Origin of the sequence: Pseudomonas sp. S35, assembly GCF_009866765.1 — a bacterium.
Lineage (GTDB): Bacteria > Pseudomonadota > Gammaproteobacteria > Pseudomonadales > Pseudomonadaceae > Aquipseudomonas.
This window is the reverse complement of record NZ_CP019431.1, coordinates 1,937,786-1,953,104: the sequence shown is the minus strand read 5'-3', so window position 1 is coordinate 1,953,104 and position 15,319 is coordinate 1,937,786. Positions and strand designations below refer to the sequence as shown.

Here is a 15,319-nt window from a genome sequence, read left to right as displayed (position 1 = left end):
TGGCTGACAGGACTGAAGCCATCGGGGGCTTGCCCCCGATGGGCCCTAGAGCCCAGCAAGCCGCAGCCGAGCGGCACTTGGCCGTTGGCAATTGAGCTGCACCTGCTCAAGCCCCAGCCATTCGGCCATTTGCCGCAGGTGCTGCGCCAGCGCCAGCACTCCTTCGTCATCCAGCCCAAGCTCTTGCTCGTGCACCGCATGCACCGCCAAACGCCCATTGGCGCGTTCGGCGCGCAAGTCGACGCGTGCCGCGATCCGCTCGTTGTGCAAAAACGGCAGCACGTAGTAGCCATAAATTCGTTTTTCTTGCGGGGTGTAGATCTCCAGGCGGTAACGAAAATCGAACAGGCGCTCGGTGCGGGCGCGCTCCCAGACCAAAGAGTCAAAGGGCGACAACAAGGCGCTGGCCAGCACTTTGCGCGGCACTTTCGGCTCCGGCAGGCAGTAAGCCGACTGCTTCCAGCCTTGCACCTGGCAGGTCAGCAATTGCCCGTCCTCCACCAGCTCGGCCAAGCGGGCGCGACTGTCGGCAGGGTCCAGGCGGAAGTAATCACGCAGGTCTTTTTCAGTGCCCACGCCCAAGGCGGTGGCGCTGTGCAACAACAAGCCGCGTTGGGCCTCGGCCTCCGTGAGCGCGGTTTGCTGAAGGATCTCGCCAGGGATAACGCGTTCGGGCAAGTCGTAGAGGCGCTCGAAACCACGTCGACCAGCAACGGTGACCAGGCCGGCGGCGAACAACCATTCCAACGCGTGCTTTTCAGCACTCCAGTCCCACCAGGGACCCGCACGTTCTTCGCGGCTGGACAGACTGCCGGCACCCAAGGCGCCCTGCTGTTCAACAGTCTTCAACACGCGCTGAATGACGGCCTGCTGCTCGCGCCCAAACCGCGCCATCTGCGAATAGATGCCTTGGCCCTTCTGAGCCCGCCCCATGCGCCAACGCATCAACGGGTACAGCGCCATAGGCAGCAGCGACGCCTCATGCCCCCAGTACTCGAACAACGAACGCCGTCGGCCCTGGCTCCAGGCCGCCTGCTCAAGTATCAATGGGGAGTAATTGCCCAACCGGGAAAACAGCGGCAGGTAATGGGAGCGCACCACGGCATTGACCGAATCGATCTGCAACACGCCCAGGCGATCGATCAAGCGGTTGAGGTGCGCGGCTTTGATCTGGGCAGGCGCCTGGCGCCCGGAAAAACCCTGGGCCGCCAGCGCCATGCGTCGAGCTTGCTTGAGGGAAAAAGACAGGTCGGCGGGCATGGACAGCTCCTTGGTTGCGCACGACCTACCCTACTGCATCCGGGGTCATTTTCGCAGCGGATCTTCCCAGAAATGTCGATGACGCTCGTGCGCCACGTCGGCGCGGTTGAGCCCGATGTCTTTGAGCGCGTCATCGCTCATGGTCGCCAGCATCTGGCGTTCGCGGTACAACATGTACCAACGGGCAATCGTTTGAAACAGCCCTACAAACGGCCGCTTCGCCATCAACACAAAACCTTTCTGGCCTTTCATCTTCTCGCCCTCCCTAGGGGATGACGACAGTGTGTGCGCCGCTATATGATCAATCCAACGAATGTTTCTTATGCAATACATCTCAGAGATTGATCAATTGTCCGGCTATCCGAGTATCGACACTGAAGTGCTGCGCACCTTCGTCGCCATCGCCGATCAGGGCGGCTTTACCCGCGCCGGCGAACTGGTCAATCGCACCCAATCGGCGGTAAGCATGCAGATGAAGCGTCTCGAAGAAGACGTGTTGCAGCGCAAGCTGTTCGAGCGCGACGGCCGGCAGGTACGGCTGACGCCCGAGGGCCAGGTGTTACTGGGGTATGCGCGACGCATCCTGAAACTGCACAGCGAGGTGTTCAACACCCTGCGCGAGCCCCATATGGTCGGGTTGGTGCGCATTGGCACACCGGATGACTACGTGATGCGTTTCCTTCCGGGCATTCTCAAGCAGTTCTCCAAGGCATACCCGTTGATCCAGATCGAACTGCATTGCGAATCCTCAACGGTGTTGATGCAGCGACGCGACCTGGCGCTGACCGTGATCAGTCGCGAGCCCGGCAAGGAAATCGGTGAACTGTTGCGCACCGAACGGATGGTCTGGGCAGCCGCGCCCTGCTTTTGTGTAGAGGAGCACGACGCCGTGCCCCTGGCGGTGTCCGGCGATGACTGCCTGTACACGCAATGGACCCGCGCAGCATTGGATGCAACCGGGCGCGACTACCGCCTGGCTTACCACAGCACCAACGTGGCGGCGATCCAGGCGGTGGTCAGTGCCGGCCTGGCCGCGATGATCTGCATGGAAAGCCTGGTGACTGAAGACCTGCGCGTCCTCGGCAGCGACGAGGGTTTCCCGCCGCTACCGTCGATGAACCTGCACTTGCTACGCAACCCGCAAATGACGTCGCCCATCACCGAGTGCCTGGCCGAATATATCCTTGAAGGTTTCAGACTTTAAAAGTCAGCATCACCGCACAGACGACTAGAAAGCCGCAGAACAGACCGCGCAGCAATCGCTCAGGCAACGCGTGGGCAACTTTCACGCCCCAACTGATACTGAGCAGGCCACCGATCGCCAGGGGCGCGCCGATCGTCCAGTCCACTTCGTGGTGCCAGGCATAGGTCACCAGGGTCACGCCGGTACTGGGCAGGGCCAAGGCCAGGGACAAGCCTTGGGCAACCACTTGGGTGGTCCCGAAGACACTGGTCAGCACCGGCGTGGCTACCACTGCGCCACCTACGCCAAACAAGCCGCCCATAGAACCGGACACAGCGCCCAACACACCCAGCCAGGGCCAGGAGTAACGCATCTGGGCGCTCGGCGGTGCGTTGCGGGTGAACATGCGTAACAGGTTGTAGGCCGACAAGGCGACCAGAAAGGCGATGAAACCGATGCGCATCGCGCCCGCATCCAGGCCCACTGCCCAAATCGAGCCCAGCCAGGCAAAGCTGAAACCCATGACCCCCAGCGGCAAGGCATGGCGCAGTTCGATGCGGTTGCGCTGGTGATAACGCCAAAGAGCAAGCATCACGTTAGGAACCACCATCACCAACGCCGTGCCCTGGGCGATTTGCTGATCCAGGCCGAACAACACCCCGAGCACAGGGATGGCAATCAGCCCACCGCCAATACCAAACAGCCCGCCCACCGTGCCCAAGGCCGCGCCCAATACCAGGTACATCGCTAAATCCAACACCGCTCATTACTCCACACTCTCAGGCCTTGCATGCTACGCAGTCGACCCTGGCGCGGAAACGCACAGCAACGCACAATGGCTGTGCCAATCTCGCATAAGTGCCCGCCCATGAATCCCAACGCCCTCACCGACCAACTGAGCCTGTTTCTTGATGTGCTGGAAACCGGCAGCTTCTCCGCCGCCGCCCGCCGCCATCCTCTGACACCCTCGGCAGTGGCGCGACGTATCGACAGCCTGGAAAGCTCGGTGGGCAGCCGCCTGTTCCAGCGCAGCACCCACGCAGTGGTGCCGACACCTTCAGGGCTGGCGTTTGCCGAGCGCGCACGGCGGATTGTCAGCGAGTTGCAACTGGCGCGGGCCGAAGCCGTGTCCCTGAGCCATGCACCGGAGGGGCTGATTCGGGTGGATGCGCCGGCAGCCTTTGGCCGGCGGCACCTGGCGCCGGTGATTGCAGACTTCCTGAATGTGTACCCCGGCCTGGATGTGCACTTGCACCTGATCGACAGTTTTGTCGACATGCAGGGCGCACACCTGGGCAAAGTCGACCTGGTGCTGCGTGCCGGGCATATCGTCGACACCCGGCTGATTGCCACGCCCCTGGCGAGCATCGTACGTATCGCCTGCGCCAGCCCGGCCTACCTGAAAAGCCGGGGCACGCCGACCCATCCCCGCGAGCTGAGCGAACACGACGGCTTGGACTGGGATGGCCTTGCACCGATGTTCGCATGGCGCTTCGAACTGGATGGGCGCCGTACCGCCTATCGCCCGCAACGTATCCGCATGAGTGCCAACAATGCCGAAGCCCTGCTCTCAGGCGCCTTGGCCGGCTTGGGTATCGCCCATCTACCCACTTGGCTGGCCAGTGAATACTTGGTGCGTGGCGAGTTACTCCCGCTGTTTTGCGAAGAAGGCCTGCCCAGCCCGGAAACCAGCGGGATCTATGCATTGCGCCTGGAACAACAGCCCAACGCGCGCAGCCGTCTGTTACTGGAATACCTTAAATCCCGTTTCAGCCCGGTGCCGCCCTGGGATCTGGCACTACAAAGCAGCTTGGTCTGACCGCTCATGTAGAATTATCTGGCGCATTAAACATTTGCCCGATAAATTTCAAGCCAGATATGCTTTCTCGAGGCGCCATCATGAGCAAAAATCCTGACCCCTGCGAATCCCTGATGCTGAACAATCAGCTGTGTTTTGCGCTGCACTCCACGTCGCTGTTGATGACCAAGGTCTATAAGCCCTTGTTGCAAGCCCTCGGCCTGACCTATCCGCAGTACCTGGCGATGATGGTGTTGTGGGAGGAGGACAGTCTGACCGTAGGTGAAATCAGCAGCCGGTTGTTGACCGATCCGGGCTCCCTGACCCCACTGCTCAAGCGCCTGGAAGCCGAAGGCCTGCTCAGCCGCACCCGCAGCCGTGAAGATGAGCGGGTGGTGGTGGTGGAACTGACCGAGGCAGGCCGCGCCCTGCAAGAAAACGCTATGGGCGTCCCCCAGTGCATTCTGGGTGCCAGTGGCCTGGACATTGAACAATTGCGCAAGCTGCAAAGTGACTTGCTGACGCTACGGGGAAATCTTCAAAACAGCCTGTAAACCTGCTGCACTCAGGGCACGCATTCGCCGCCCCTGCTCTCTCAAGCGTCAGACTCAGATTTAGCTGATAGCCCGAGTCTGCCTACCTACCTCATAAAGCAATCTCTTCTTACGGTCGCCTCACACAACTGGAGAAGAATTTTGCCTGAGCAAATATATTGCGCGCTAACTATTTGCGCGATATATTCTTACCACTAACTATTTAACGCGCTAATAATTTGCGCAAAGAGAGAGGGGAACGTACCATGCAAACGCTCTATACCGCAGTAGCCACCGCCACCGGCGGCCGTGATGGTCGCGCTGTGTCCAGCGACAATATCCTTGACGTCAAACTCTCCACGCCTAAGGAATTGGGCGGCGCAGGCGGCCAGGCCACCAACCCGGAACAACTGTTCGCCGCCGGCTATTCGGCCTGCTTTATCGGCGCGTTGAAATTTGTCGCCAGCCAGACCCAACGCAAAATCCCGGACAACGCCTTGGTCACTGCGCACGTTGGCATCGGCCAGATCCCTGGCGGTTTTGGCCTGGACATCGACCTGCTCGTCACTCTGCCGGGCCTGTCCCTGGATGAGGCGCACAGCCTGGTCGACGCCGCTCACCAAGTCTGCCCGTACTCCAACGCCACCCGCGGCAACGTCGACGTACGCCTGCAAGTAATCGTCTAACCCCCGCTGCTGCTCAAGGAGAAGATCATGAATCTAGTTGGAAAAGCACTCGCCGGCACCTTGCTTGCCCTGTCCATCACCCATGCCTACGCGGCTGGTGGTGAAGTTGAACACAACACCCAAGCCTTTCTGGACGTGTTGAATGCCGGCACCGGCAAACCGATAGAACAAATGACGCCCAAGGACGCCCGTGCAGTACTGGCCGGTGCCCAGGCCGGTGTGAAACTGACCCTGCCTGAGGCCGAAGTCAGCCGCAAGACCATTCAGGTCGATGGCAAGCCGCTGAACCTGGTTATCGTGCGTCCGGCCGGGCTCAAGGGCACGTTGCCGGTGTTCATGTTCTTCCACGGCGGCGGCTGGGTACTTGGTGACTACCCGACTCATGAACGCTTGGTGCGGGATCTGGTGGTGGGCTCGGGCGCTGCGGCGGTCTTCGTCGACTACACACCCTCACCTGAGGCCCGTTACCCGGTGGCGATCAACCAGGCGTATGCCGCCACCAAATGGGTGGCCGAGCATGGCAAGGAAATCAATGTTGACGGCTCACGCCTGGCGGTAGCGGGTAACAGTGTCGGCGGCAACATGGCCGCCGTGGTGAGCCTGATGGCCAAGGACAAGGGCACCCCGGCGATCAAGTTCCAACTGCTGCTGTGGCCGGTGACTGACGCCAACTTTGAGACAGCGTCCTACAACCAGTACGCCGAAGGGCACTTCCTCACCAAGAACATGATGAAGTGGTTCTGGGACAACTACACCACCGACGCCAACCAGCGCGCCGACATCTACGCTTCGCCGCTGCGGGCCACGGCCGCGCAACTCAAGGGCCTGCCGCCCGCGATGGTGCAGACCGCGAGCGCCGACGTACTGCGTGATGAGGGTGAAGCCTATGCCCGCAAACTGGATGAAGCCGGTGTGCCGGTAACCGCCGTGCGCTACAACGGCATGATCCACGACTACGGTTTGTTGAACGTGGTGAGCCAAGTGCCGGCGGTGCGCTCGGCCCTGCTGCAGGCATCCGAGGAGCTCAAGCAACACCTGAAGTAACCCCAGCGCGCACAAAAAAGCCCGACTCATGGTCGGGCTTTCTATTTCGTACGGTAGGGCCAGAATTACTTCTTGGCGCGACCTTTGTACGAACCACCTTCACGGGTGTCGATCTCGATCATGTCGCCGATTTCGATGAAATCTGCAACAGCCAGTTCGGTACCGTTTTTCAGTTTGGCAGGCTTCATCACCTTGCCCGAAGTGTCACCGCGAGCGGAACCTTCGGTGTAGTCAACCTGACGCACGATGGTGGTCGGCAGCTCTACGGAAACCAGGCGGTCTTCAAAGAAGATAGCTTCGCAGATGTCTTCCATGCCTTCTTCCACGAACGGCAGAACGGCTTCGATATCTTCAGCGTTCAGCTCGTACATGGTGTAGTCGGTGGTGTCCATGAACGTGTAGGTGTCGCCGCTGATGAAGGACAGGGTCGCTTCTTTGCGGTCGAGGATCACGTCGTCCAGTTTGTCGTCGGCGCTGTAGACGATCTCGGTCTTGTAACCGGTCAGCAGGTTCTTCAGCTTGGTCTTCATGATTGCGCTGTTACGACCAGACTTGGTGAACTCAGCTTTCTGAACCAGCCAAGGGTCGTTTTCGAGACGGATCACTGTACCGGGTTTCAGTTCTTTACCAGTTTTCATTGCATATATCCGAAATTTGGATGGGATTTACAAAAATCAAGGTGGCGTATCATATCCAACTTTCATAAAACTGTACCAGCGCCGTCGCAAGATCGGCCTGCAAGGCCTGTTCCAGACACCACGTTTCGGCGTGCTGGCTAACTTCCGGCCAGTGCTCCAGCAGCCTTTTCCAAGGCTGTGCCATATCCCCCTCCGTGTTCCAGGCTTGCCAGAGCCCGACCAACGCGATCTTTGCAGCGGGTGACAAGGCGTCGGTGTACAGCTCCAGAAAGGCATCGAGCTTATCCAGGTGGATGTCTTCGTCCTGGCGATAGATGTGCCACAACAACGGGCGCCCGGCCCATTGAGCGCGGACGAATGAGTCTTCTCCACGCACTGCGTTGAAGTCGCAGCACCACAGCAGGCGGTCATATTGCTCCTGGCGCACAAACGCCAGCACCTGAATGACCAGGGCCTCGCGCTGATGCACATCCCCCGCGACGAGCCCCCCGACACCCAGCCAGCGCTCTACGTCACCGAGGATGCGCCCTTGCGGCACCAACAGATGAGTGGCACGCCCGTCCGTCGACAAACTGTCCAGCCAACCGGCGAGACCGGCATTTTCATAGGCAAAGAGTGAGAACAGCCGCGCATCCTCAGCCGGAAACACACCCAGGCTTTGCAGGAATTGTCGCCGCGCAGGGGCATCCTCCTGAAAAGCCCGACGCTGCTCCAACAACTTCGCTTCACGGAGCAGACCGCCGGTACCGGGTCGGAATCCAGGGAAAAAGAAGTACTTCTGCACCCCTTTGAACTTCACCGACGGCAGGCGGTGGCAGCCCACCACCCAGTCCTCGGCGCTGAGGTAATCCAGGTTCATCCACAGTGGCGTGCATTCACGCTCGGCCATGGTTTCCATATAGCCTGGCGGTAACTGGCAGGCGAAAGCGGCAATCACCACGTCCGCCGCCGGCGTTGGCAACCATTCGGCTGGCCAGTGACGCACATCGACGCCCTCTTGCCACTGTTGCTCGCGTTGCACATCGACCTCGGGACACATGCGCTCGAAGGCCCGCAGGTCATCGACCCACAAGCGCACGTCACAGGCATGTTCCGCCACCAATTGCCGGGCCAGGCGCCAGGTCACGCCGATGTCGCCGAAGTTATCGACGACGCTGCAAAAAATATCCCAGCGGGCTTTCATTCCGGGCTCCAACACTCAAAGGCTCGATTGTCCGCATAAATGCGCCGATGCAGAAGGCTTGATCGCGATTATTCTGCACGGAGGCTGTGCGACAATCGCCGTTATGCCGCAAATGCCCGCCAGGAGGCCATCATGTCGAATCAATCGTTATCGCTGCTCAAGCTGTGCGTCGCTATCGCCTTGGGTGTGTGGCTGGGGTTTATCGCCATTGCGCTGACCACTTGGCTGGCCTCGCGCTACCTGTTCCCGCAGAGTCTTGCGCCGGTGGCCCAAGCGGTCCAGCAATTGGGCAAACCGGTCGTTGTCGCCCCGGAACCGCCCAACCGTATGTTCGAGCAGTACCAACAGAACCTGCAAAAGCAGGAACAGCAACAAACCCTGGACCAGGCGCGCAGTAACGCCCGTAACCTGTCCAACCCCAAATGCCAGTTCTGGCTGCAACAGGACCAGAACGCGCCCAATGAAAAGAGCCGGGCGAATGTCCTGCAATTTTGCGAATGATCAAGCACAACCATGAATAAGCATGCCGTCCTCCAGTTGATTCTGGAAAAGCTCTGCGCCGATCTCGATGTCGCCCAACGCGCCGCGCAGACCGCCTATGAAACTGCGACTCACGAAGAGAACATTGCGCAAAACAAGTACGACACCCTGGGGTTGGAGGCTTCGTATCTCGCGGCCGGCCAGGCCAAGCGGGTCGAGGAAATCAAGCAGTCGCTGGTGCTGTGCCAGAACCTGCAGTTGCGCGCCTACGATGATCAGCGAGGGATAGAAATCGGCGCATTATTGGGCCTGGAAGACGAGAGCGGTCGCCAGCGATGGCTGTTCCTGGCGCCTGATGCAGCCGGCTTGAAGGTGGATGTGGTCGGGCAACCGGTGACCGTCATCACCCCGCGCTCGCCCCTGGGCAAAAGCCTGCTGGGCAAGTTCGAAGGTGATGAGGTAGAGATTCTGGTGGCAGGCGCCCGGCAACTGTTCACGGTTACCGAGGCCCGATAAGCCACTCAGTGGACGGGCAGTTCAACGCCGTCGAACAATTCTTCCAGTTCCTGCTTGTTATGGCACTGGATCGCCTTGGCCATGACTTCGCGGGTCAGGTGTGGCGCGAACTTCTCGATGAAGTCGCACATGAACCCGCGCAAGAACGTGCCACGACGGAAGCCGATCTTGGTCACGCTGGACTCGAACAACTCGCTGGCATCGAGCACCACCAGATCTTTGTCGAGGTTGGTATCAACCGCCATCTTGGCCACGATACCCACGCCCAGGCCCAGGCGCACGTACGTTTTGATCACGTCGGCGTCGGCGGCAGTGAAGACCACTTTCGGCGTGAGGCCGCGATGGCTGAAGGCTTCGTCGAGCTTGGAGCGGCCGGTGAAACCGAACACGTAAGTCACGATCGGGTATTCCGCCAGGGCCTCCAGAGTCAACTTTGGCAGCTTGGCCAACGGGTGACCTTGAGGCACCACCACACAGCGGTTCCAGCGATAGCACGGCATCATCACCAGGTCGCCGAACAACTCAAGGGCCTCGGTGGCGATGGCGAAATCGACGGTGCCGTCAGCAGCCATCTCGGCGATCTGCATCGGCGAACCCTGGTGCATGTGCAGGGCCACGTCCGGGTATTGCTTGATGAAGTCGCGGATCACCGGCGGCAGAGCATAACGCGCCTGGGTGTGAGTGGTGGCAATCGACAGGGTGCCCTTCTTCTCGTTGGAGAACTCCTGGGCAATCTGCTTGATGCTTTCGACTTTGCGCAGGATCTCGCCGGCGGTGGTGATAATGCGTTCACCAGCCGGGGTGACGCGGGTGAGGTGCTTGCCGCTGCGTGCGAACACTTCCACGCCCAACTCATCTTCGAGCAGGCGGATCTGCTTGCTGATACCGGGTTGCGAGGTGTAAAGGCTTTGAGCAGTAGCGGAAACGTTGAGGTCGTGGTGCGCCACTTCCCAGATGTAGCGCAGTTGTTGAAGCTTCATATGTGTCCCTCAAAGCAGATAGACGCCACGGGTATCAGCGACGGTATATAACTATATTAAAGGTTAGACTTATAAATCTAGAACTTTTTATCGTTTTTACCATTCACGCGTCATCACTGCGTCGACGTTGTAACGACGGCACCATGTAAACCGGCACCGTAGACAGCTGCAACACCCGTGCAGCGGTGCGCCCAAGCGGCGTGGCCGCCGCCGTTGCATCGCTGTGACTTCCTACGATCAACAAGTCGATGGAAAGTTTACGCAGTTGGTCGAGAATCACCTCGCACGGGTCCCCCTGGATCACCCGTACCGAGCGGATCAACTTCAGGTCCTGCTCGCCCTCCCCCAACTCCTCGCGAAAACTGTCGAGCACCCGCTGCTCGATAGTCGCCATCACCGTAGTCATCCCCTGGCGCTGCCATTCACTCAAGGCCTTTTCATCAAGGTAGCTCTGCAACACCGATTCGGCGAACAGCCCGATCGGCTCGACAACGTGGATCACATACAGGTCAGCCTTGAACGTTCGCGCCAGCGCCAGTGCGTGTTGCATCACATACGGCGCATACAGGCCAAGGTCCGTGGCGTACAGCATCGAACGAATCATAAAACCTCCCGGACTGCCAGGATGGAGGAGATTGAATGAGCTTAGCAGCGCCCCTAACTCTCGGCCTGGATCCTTACCTCGTTACTGATGCCATGGGGCACGTGCCCGGTGGCGACCACCTCCCTGGCTTTCTCGCAGTGACCGGCCTGGTCATCGAAAAAGACGTCAGCGGCAAACGCTTCCAGGAACGCAGACTTCTCAAGGCCACCCAGAAACAACGACTCGTCCAAGCGGATATCCCACTCGCGCAGTGTGCGAATCACCCGCTCGTGGGACGGCGCCGAGCGGGCGGTGACCAGCGCTGTGCGGATCGGGCAGGCTTCGTCCGCAAACTCGCGCTGCAACAAGTTGAGCGCCGCCAGGAAACCTTTGAATGGGCCGCCATGCAGAGGCTGGCGCGCCGATTCGCGCTCGCTGGCCTGGAACGCTGCCAACCCGCCGGCCTGGTACACACGTTCAGACTCGTCGGAAAACAACACGGCATCACCGTCAAAGGCAATCCGCAATTCTTCGCTGGATGCCCGGCGCAAACCGCCCGACAGAATCGTCGCGGCGGCGAAACCCGCCTCAAGGGCATTGCGCACGTCTTCAGCATGGGTCGAAAGAAACAGATGGCAACCAAACGCCGCCAAATAAGGATAAGGACTACGCCCTCCTACGAAAGCGGCGCGAGAAATATCCAGGCCATAATGCTGGATCGAGTTGAACACACGCAGGCCGGTGTCTGCGCTGTTGCGCGACACCAACACCACCTCGACCCGGGCACGGCCGAGGCTGGCATTGAAGCTCAGCAGCTTCTTGACCAGCGGGAAGGCATCGCCGGGTTCGAGGATTTCCTCCTCGTGCTCGATCTGGTACTTGCGGTACGCCTCCACCCCATGGGCCAGATAGACCTTGTGACTGTCGCTCAGGTCGAACAGCGCTCGTGACGAGATCGCCAGTACCAACTTGTCGCCCAATCCGTTTGCCATGATGTGTCCCCCGAATCAGCGGTTATGCCGATCAATAAAACTCAAGGCCTGGTAAAGCGCCTGCATCCGCGGTAACTCGCAACCGGCGGCCTTGGCAGCGGCCAGCGGGCGAGCGTAGATCGCGGCCAGCTCCATTGGGCGCTTGTGTACGTGGTCGTGGTACATGCTCGGCAGGTAATCATCCATTGTTTCGGTCATGGCGAACATCTGTTCGGCATAACTGTGTGGGATTTCATGGCCACACGCATGGGCGCCCTGCACCACTTCGGCCATCAAGGCCTGGATCAACTCGCGACTGGATTCATCCGCCATCATGGCCGTGGTGCCCGTACCCAACAATACCGAGAGGCCGTTATAAGGTACGTTCCACACCAACTTGTGCCAGCGCGCCTGATGCACGTTAGCCATGGCCTGGGACTCGATGCCGGCCTTATGGAACAACGCAGCACCGGCTTCGACAATCGCCTTCTGGCGCGCCTCATCGTTGCCCGCCGTCCCACTGTGATAACCCAGGTTGACCCGACCCAGCGCCTGATGCTCGACCACACCGGGGCCGGAGCGGTGCACGCCGATGTAGCACAGCCCGCCAAGCAGGTGCAGCGATGCCGGCAAGTGCTCGCGCAGGCTGTCTTCCACGTCCAGGCCGTTTTGCAACAACACCACTTTTGCATCGGGTGCCGCGACTTGGGCAATCGTCGGCGCCAGGTCGACATTACCCGTGGACTTGGTGCCCACCAGCAACCAGTCGCAGGCCGGCATGTCGGCGGCACGCGCATAGGCCTGCACCGGATGCAGGTGCAGGTTGCCATGCACGGTGCTGTTGAGATGTAAGCCATGTTCGCTGACCGCCGCGTATTCGCTGCGCAACAGGAAATGCACATCGAACCCGGCGCGCGCCAGCATCACACCGTAGAAACCGCCGATGGCGCCAGTACCGATGATGCCAATGCGGGGTGAGTGTGCAGTCATGGCAGATCCTCTGGGGTACGGGTAAACGCTTGATTGATCGCGTCGGTAAGGTGGGAAGCCGTAAGGCGTGTCTGTAACTGCCCGAGAAATTGCCCCTCGCGCACCACGAACAACGCTGGCAAATGAAAGATCTGATAGCGTTCGATGGCGCCGCCGTTGTGCCCGGCATCCACCCAGCACACCCGGTCCACCGGCAAGCACCAGCCTGGTATTTGCTGGCGCGCCCAACGGCAACTGGAACATCCTACGCTGGTGAACACCACGAGCGAAATACCTGGAAACCCCAGCAATTGCTGGTCAATATCCAGGTCGGTCAATTCAAGTTCCTTCACTATACTGCTGCCACCGCCGTCGACTGGACGGTGCTCGGAGTCCGTGTACATGGGTCGTTTTTTACCTCACCCTGATGATATCGCTGTCGAGTTAATCCAACGTCCCTCTCCTGCCATCCCACGCCAACGCCTGCACACTAGCGGCCTGGGCGGCATCGCCTGCAAATGCCCGCGCGCCTGGCGCAACGGCACCGCTGTCGACCTGCATATCCCCACCCTGGGCCCCAGCGCCCGTTATCCAGGCTATGTGGCGTGGTGCCGCAAGGTGGAAAACGGCTACCGCGTCGGCATCTCGTTTACCGACGAACACGCCTTGTTCGGTGCGCGAATGGGTGAGCAAGCATGCAGGATAGAGCGCTATTGCCGCCAGCATGAAAATGCTGAGCCGACGCCTGCACAACTCGAAGCCTTGGCCCGAGAGTGGGTGTCACGGCATGCTGGCGAGTTCTCCCATGAGGCGTTTGTGCGGCCAGCGCTGGATTAAAGCGGGCTTTGCCCATTGTCGCGGGCCCGTGTTACGCGCTAAGGTTCCTCCCCCCTGCATCCAAATCATGCTGTGCTCCGCCGCACGGGGATGGCTGGCGGCCGGCACCCGTGACCCTGACGAGTAACACGATGGCTGATTTACCGATCAATGACCTAAACGTCGAATCCAACGAGACGCTGATCACACCCGACCAGCTCAAGCGCGAAATACCCCTGAGCGACGCTGCCCTGCAGACCGTCACCAAGGGCCGCGAAGTCATCCGTGACATTCTCGACGGCACCGACCACCGCCTCTTCGTGGTGATCGGCCCTTGCTCGATCCATGACCTCAAGGCTGCCCACGAATACGCCGAGCGCCTCAAGGTGTTGGCGGCGCAAGTGTCCGACACCTTGTATCTGGTAATGCGCGTCTATTTCGAGAAGCCACGGACTACTGTCGGCTGGAAAGGCTTGATCAACGACCCGTACCTGGACGACTCGTTCAAGATCCAGGACGGTCTGCACATCGGTCGTCAATTGTTGCTGGACCTGGCCGAGATGGGCCTGCCCACCGCCACTGAAGCGCTGGACCCGATCTCTCCGCAGTACCTGCAGGACCTGATCAGTTGGTCGGCCATCGGTGCACGCACCACCGAATCCCAGACCCACCGCGAAATGGCGTCCGGCCTGTCCTCGGCCGTGGGCTTCAAGAACGGCACCGACGGCGGCCTGACCGTGGCGATCAACGCGCTGCAATCGGTTTCCAGCCCTCACCGCTTCCTGGGGATCAACCAGGAAGGCGGCGTGTCCATCGTCACCACCAAAGGCAACGCCTATGGTCATGTGGTGTTGCGCGGCGGCAACGGCAAGCCCAACTACGATTCGGTCAGCGTTGCACTGTGCGAGCAGGCGCTGAACAAGGCCAAGATCAAGCCGAATATCATGGTCGACTGCAGCCACGCCAACTCCAACAAGGACCCGGCCCTGCAGCCGCTGGTGATGGAAAACGTCGCCAACCAGATCCTTGAAGGCAACCAGTCGATCATCGGCCTGATGGTAGAGAGCCACCTGAATTGGGGTTGCCAGGCGATTCCAAAAGACCTGGCTGACTTGCAATACGGCGTGTCGATCACCGACGCCTGTATCGATTGGGCCGCCACCGAAAACACCCTGCGCAGCATGCATGCCAAGCTCAAGGACGTATTGCCGACACGCAAACGCACCTGAACCTGAACTGCGCACACAAAAACGCCGGGCTAAGCCCGGCGTTTTCTATTGTCTACTGATCACTCAGAGCTTTGCGGCATGGCGCTGATGACGCTCCATGTAGCGCTCCACGTAGGAGCAGGACGGGATCACCGTATAGCCCGCCTCTTCGGCAAACTTAAGGGCCTCTTCGGTCAACGCCGCCGCAATGCCACGACCGCGCAACGCATTGGGCACGAAGGTCCGATAGATATCCAGGGTCTGCTTCCCGAGGTCCATATAGGTCAGATAGGCACGATGACCGTCCACATTGGTCTCGAACTGATGACCAGCCTGGTCATGGTGGATGGACAACGCCTCGCTCATCACTACTCCTCGCGGGTCTTGGTTTCTGACCCCTACCTTACCGATGTTTTTCCGGCGAAGGAACATCTACGCCACCCCGTGCCGGTTCCGACAACGAGAAATCCT

20 protein-coding genes are annotated in these 15,319 nt (G+C 60.0%); 9 read left to right on the top strand and 11 right to left on the bottom strand.

Annotation, left to right across the window (positions count from 1 at the left end; genetic code table 11):
• Nucleotides 1–45: 45 nt before the first annotated feature.
• Nucleotides 46–1,260, bottom strand: coding sequence for a winged helix-turn-helix domain-containing protein (locus PspS35_RS08810; RefSeq protein WP_159933635.1), 1,215 nt, complete (start codon nt 1,258–1,260; stop codon nt 46–48).
• A 45-nt stretch (nt 1,261–1,305) separates the two neighbouring features.
• Nucleotides 1,306–1,512, bottom strand: coding sequence for a DUF1127 domain-containing protein (locus PspS35_RS08805; RefSeq protein WP_238786004.1), 207 nt, complete (start codon nt 1,510–1,512; stop codon nt 1,306–1,308).
• 70 nt (nt 1,513–1,582) lie between these two features.
• Here PspS35_RS08805 and PspS35_RS08800 point away from each other — a divergent pair, with 70 nt between their 5' ends.
• Nucleotides 1,583–2,464, top strand: coding sequence for a LysR substrate-binding domain-containing protein (locus tag PspS35_RS08800; protein WP_159933633.1), 882 nt, complete (start codon nt 1,583–1,585; stop codon nt 2,462–2,464).
• Here the strand turns inward: PspS35_RS08800 and PspS35_RS08795 are convergent.
• Nucleotides 2,454–3,203 (bottom strand): sulfite exporter TauE/SafE family protein, encoded by a 750-nt coding sequence (locus PspS35_RS08795; protein WP_159933632.1) that lies wholly within the window; start codon nt 3,201–3,203, stop codon nt 2,454–2,456. The two genes, PspS35_RS08800 and PspS35_RS08795, sit on opposite strands and share 11 nt — an antisense overlap.
• Nucleotides 3,204–3,311: 108 nt before the next feature.
• On the opposite strand from PspS35_RS08795, the gene PspS35_RS08790 reads away from it, so the two are divergent.
• The 4 genes from PspS35_RS08790 (at nt 3,312) to PspS35_RS08775 (ending at nt 6,504) form a co-directional block, all read left to right on the top strand.
• The gene (locus PspS35_RS08790; protein WP_159933631.1) at nt 3,312–4,262 is read left to right on the top strand and encodes a LysR family transcriptional regulator; all 951 of its coding nucleotides are present in this window, start codon (nt 3,312–3,314) and stop codon (nt 4,260–4,262) included.
• 80 nt (nt 4,263–4,342) lie between these two features.
• Complete coding sequence (locus PspS35_RS08785; RefSeq protein ID WP_159933630.1) at nt 4,343–4,795, top strand: MarR family transcriptional regulator; 453 nt, start codon at nt 4,343–4,345, stop codon at nt 4,793–4,795.
• A gap of 245 nt (nt 4,796–5,040) precedes the next feature.
• Nucleotides 5,041–5,460, top strand: a complete 420-nt coding sequence (locus PspS35_RS08780; RefSeq protein ID WP_159933629.1) for an organic hydroperoxide resistance protein — start codon at nt 5,041–5,043, stop codon at nt 5,458–5,460.
• A gap of 27 nt (nt 5,461–5,487) precedes the next feature.
• A complete protein-coding gene (locus tag PspS35_RS08775; RefSeq protein ID WP_159933628.1) occupies nt 5,488–6,504 on the top strand; it encodes an alpha/beta hydrolase in 1,017 nt (338 codons plus the stop codon).
• Between the two features lie 65 nt (nt 6,505–6,569).
• Here PspS35_RS08775 and PspS35_RS08770 read toward each other — a convergent pair whose 3' ends face one another.
• Together PspS35_RS08770 and earP are read right to left on the bottom strand one after the other, a co-directional pair.
• Nucleotides 6,570–7,142 (bottom strand): elongation factor P, encoded by a 573-nt coding sequence (locus tag PspS35_RS08770; protein WP_017734414.1) that lies wholly within the window; start codon nt 7,140–7,142, stop codon nt 6,570–6,572.
• A gap of 49 nt (nt 7,143–7,191) precedes the next feature.
• Nucleotides 7,192–8,325 carry an elongation factor P maturation arginine rhamnosyltransferase EarP gene (gene earP / locus PspS35_RS08765; protein WP_159933627.1) on the bottom strand — a complete coding sequence of 378 codons (1,134 nt, stop codon included), beginning with the start codon at nt 8,323–8,325 and terminating at the stop codon, nt 7,192–7,194.
• 132 nt (nt 8,326–8,457) lie between these two features.
• Between earP and PspS35_RS08760 the strand changes: the two genes are divergently transcribed.
• Together PspS35_RS08760 and PspS35_RS08755 are read left to right on the top strand one after the other, a co-directional pair.
• Nucleotides 8,458–8,826 carry a hypothetical protein gene (locus tag PspS35_RS08760; RefSeq protein WP_159933626.1) on the top strand — a complete coding sequence of 123 codons (369 nt, stop codon included), beginning with the start codon at nt 8,458–8,460 and terminating at the stop codon, nt 8,824–8,826.
• 12 nt (nt 8,827–8,838) lie between these two features.
• Nucleotides 8,839–9,321: a transcription elongation factor GreAB gene (locus PspS35_RS08755; protein WP_159933625.1), complete on the top strand. Its 483-nt coding sequence runs from the start codon at nt 8,839–8,841 to the stop codon at nt 9,319–9,321.
• A 5-nt stretch (nt 9,322–9,326) separates the two neighbouring features.
• Here PspS35_RS08755 and cysB read toward each other — a convergent pair whose 3' ends face one another.
• From cysB to PspS35_RS08730, 5 genes are all read right to left on the bottom strand, one after another.
• A complete protein-coding gene (gene cysB / locus PspS35_RS08750; protein WP_003189876.1) occupies nt 9,327–10,301 on the bottom strand; it encodes an HTH-type transcriptional regulator CysB in 975 nt (324 codons plus the stop codon).
• Between the two features lie 103 nt (nt 10,302–10,404).
• On the bottom strand, nt 10,405–10,905 hold the full coding sequence (locus tag PspS35_RS08745) for a universal stress protein (RefSeq protein WP_159933624.1): 501 nt from the start codon (nt 10,903–10,905) through the stop codon (nt 10,405–10,407).
• 53 nt (nt 10,906–10,958) lie between these two features.
• Nucleotides 10,959–11,876 (bottom strand): 5'-nucleotidase, encoded by a 918-nt coding sequence (locus PspS35_RS08740; protein WP_159933623.1) that lies wholly within the window; start codon nt 11,874–11,876, stop codon nt 10,959–10,961.
• Between the two features lie 15 nt (nt 11,877–11,891).
• Entirely contained in the window at nt 11,892–12,845 is a 954-nt protein-coding gene (locus PspS35_RS08735) for a putative 2-dehydropantoate 2-reductase (protein WP_159933622.1), read from the bottom strand.
• On the bottom strand, nt 12,842–13,228 hold the full coding sequence (locus tag PspS35_RS08730; protein ID WP_159933621.1) for a thioredoxin: 387 nt from the start codon (nt 13,226–13,228) through the stop codon (nt 12,842–12,844). Before PspS35_RS08730 ends, PspS35_RS08735 begins: the two co-directional genes overlap by 4 nt.
• Here PspS35_RS08730 and PspS35_RS08725 point away from each other — a divergent pair.
• Both PspS35_RS08725 and PspS35_RS08720 read left to right on the top strand, forming a co-directional pair.
• Nucleotides 13,227–13,661 carry a PilZ domain-containing protein gene (locus tag PspS35_RS08725; protein WP_159933619.1) on the top strand — a complete coding sequence of 145 codons (435 nt, stop codon included), beginning with the start codon at nt 13,227–13,229 and terminating at the stop codon, nt 13,659–13,661. The genes PspS35_RS08730 and PspS35_RS08725 overlap by 2 nt on opposite strands.
• 131 nt (nt 13,662–13,792) lie before the next feature.
• On the top strand, nt 13,793–14,869 hold the full coding sequence (locus PspS35_RS08720; protein WP_159933617.1) for a 3-deoxy-7-phosphoheptulonate synthase: 1,077 nt from the start codon (nt 13,793–13,795) through the stop codon (nt 14,867–14,869).
• Between the two features lie 63 nt (nt 14,870–14,932).
• Here PspS35_RS08720 and PspS35_RS08715 read toward each other — a convergent pair whose 3' ends face one another.
• Nucleotides 14,933–15,214 (bottom strand): GNAT family N-acetyltransferase, encoded by a 282-nt coding sequence (locus PspS35_RS08715; RefSeq protein WP_003189869.1) that lies wholly within the window; start codon nt 15,212–15,214, stop codon nt 14,933–14,935.
• Nucleotides 15,215–15,319 lie beyond the last annotated feature (105 nt).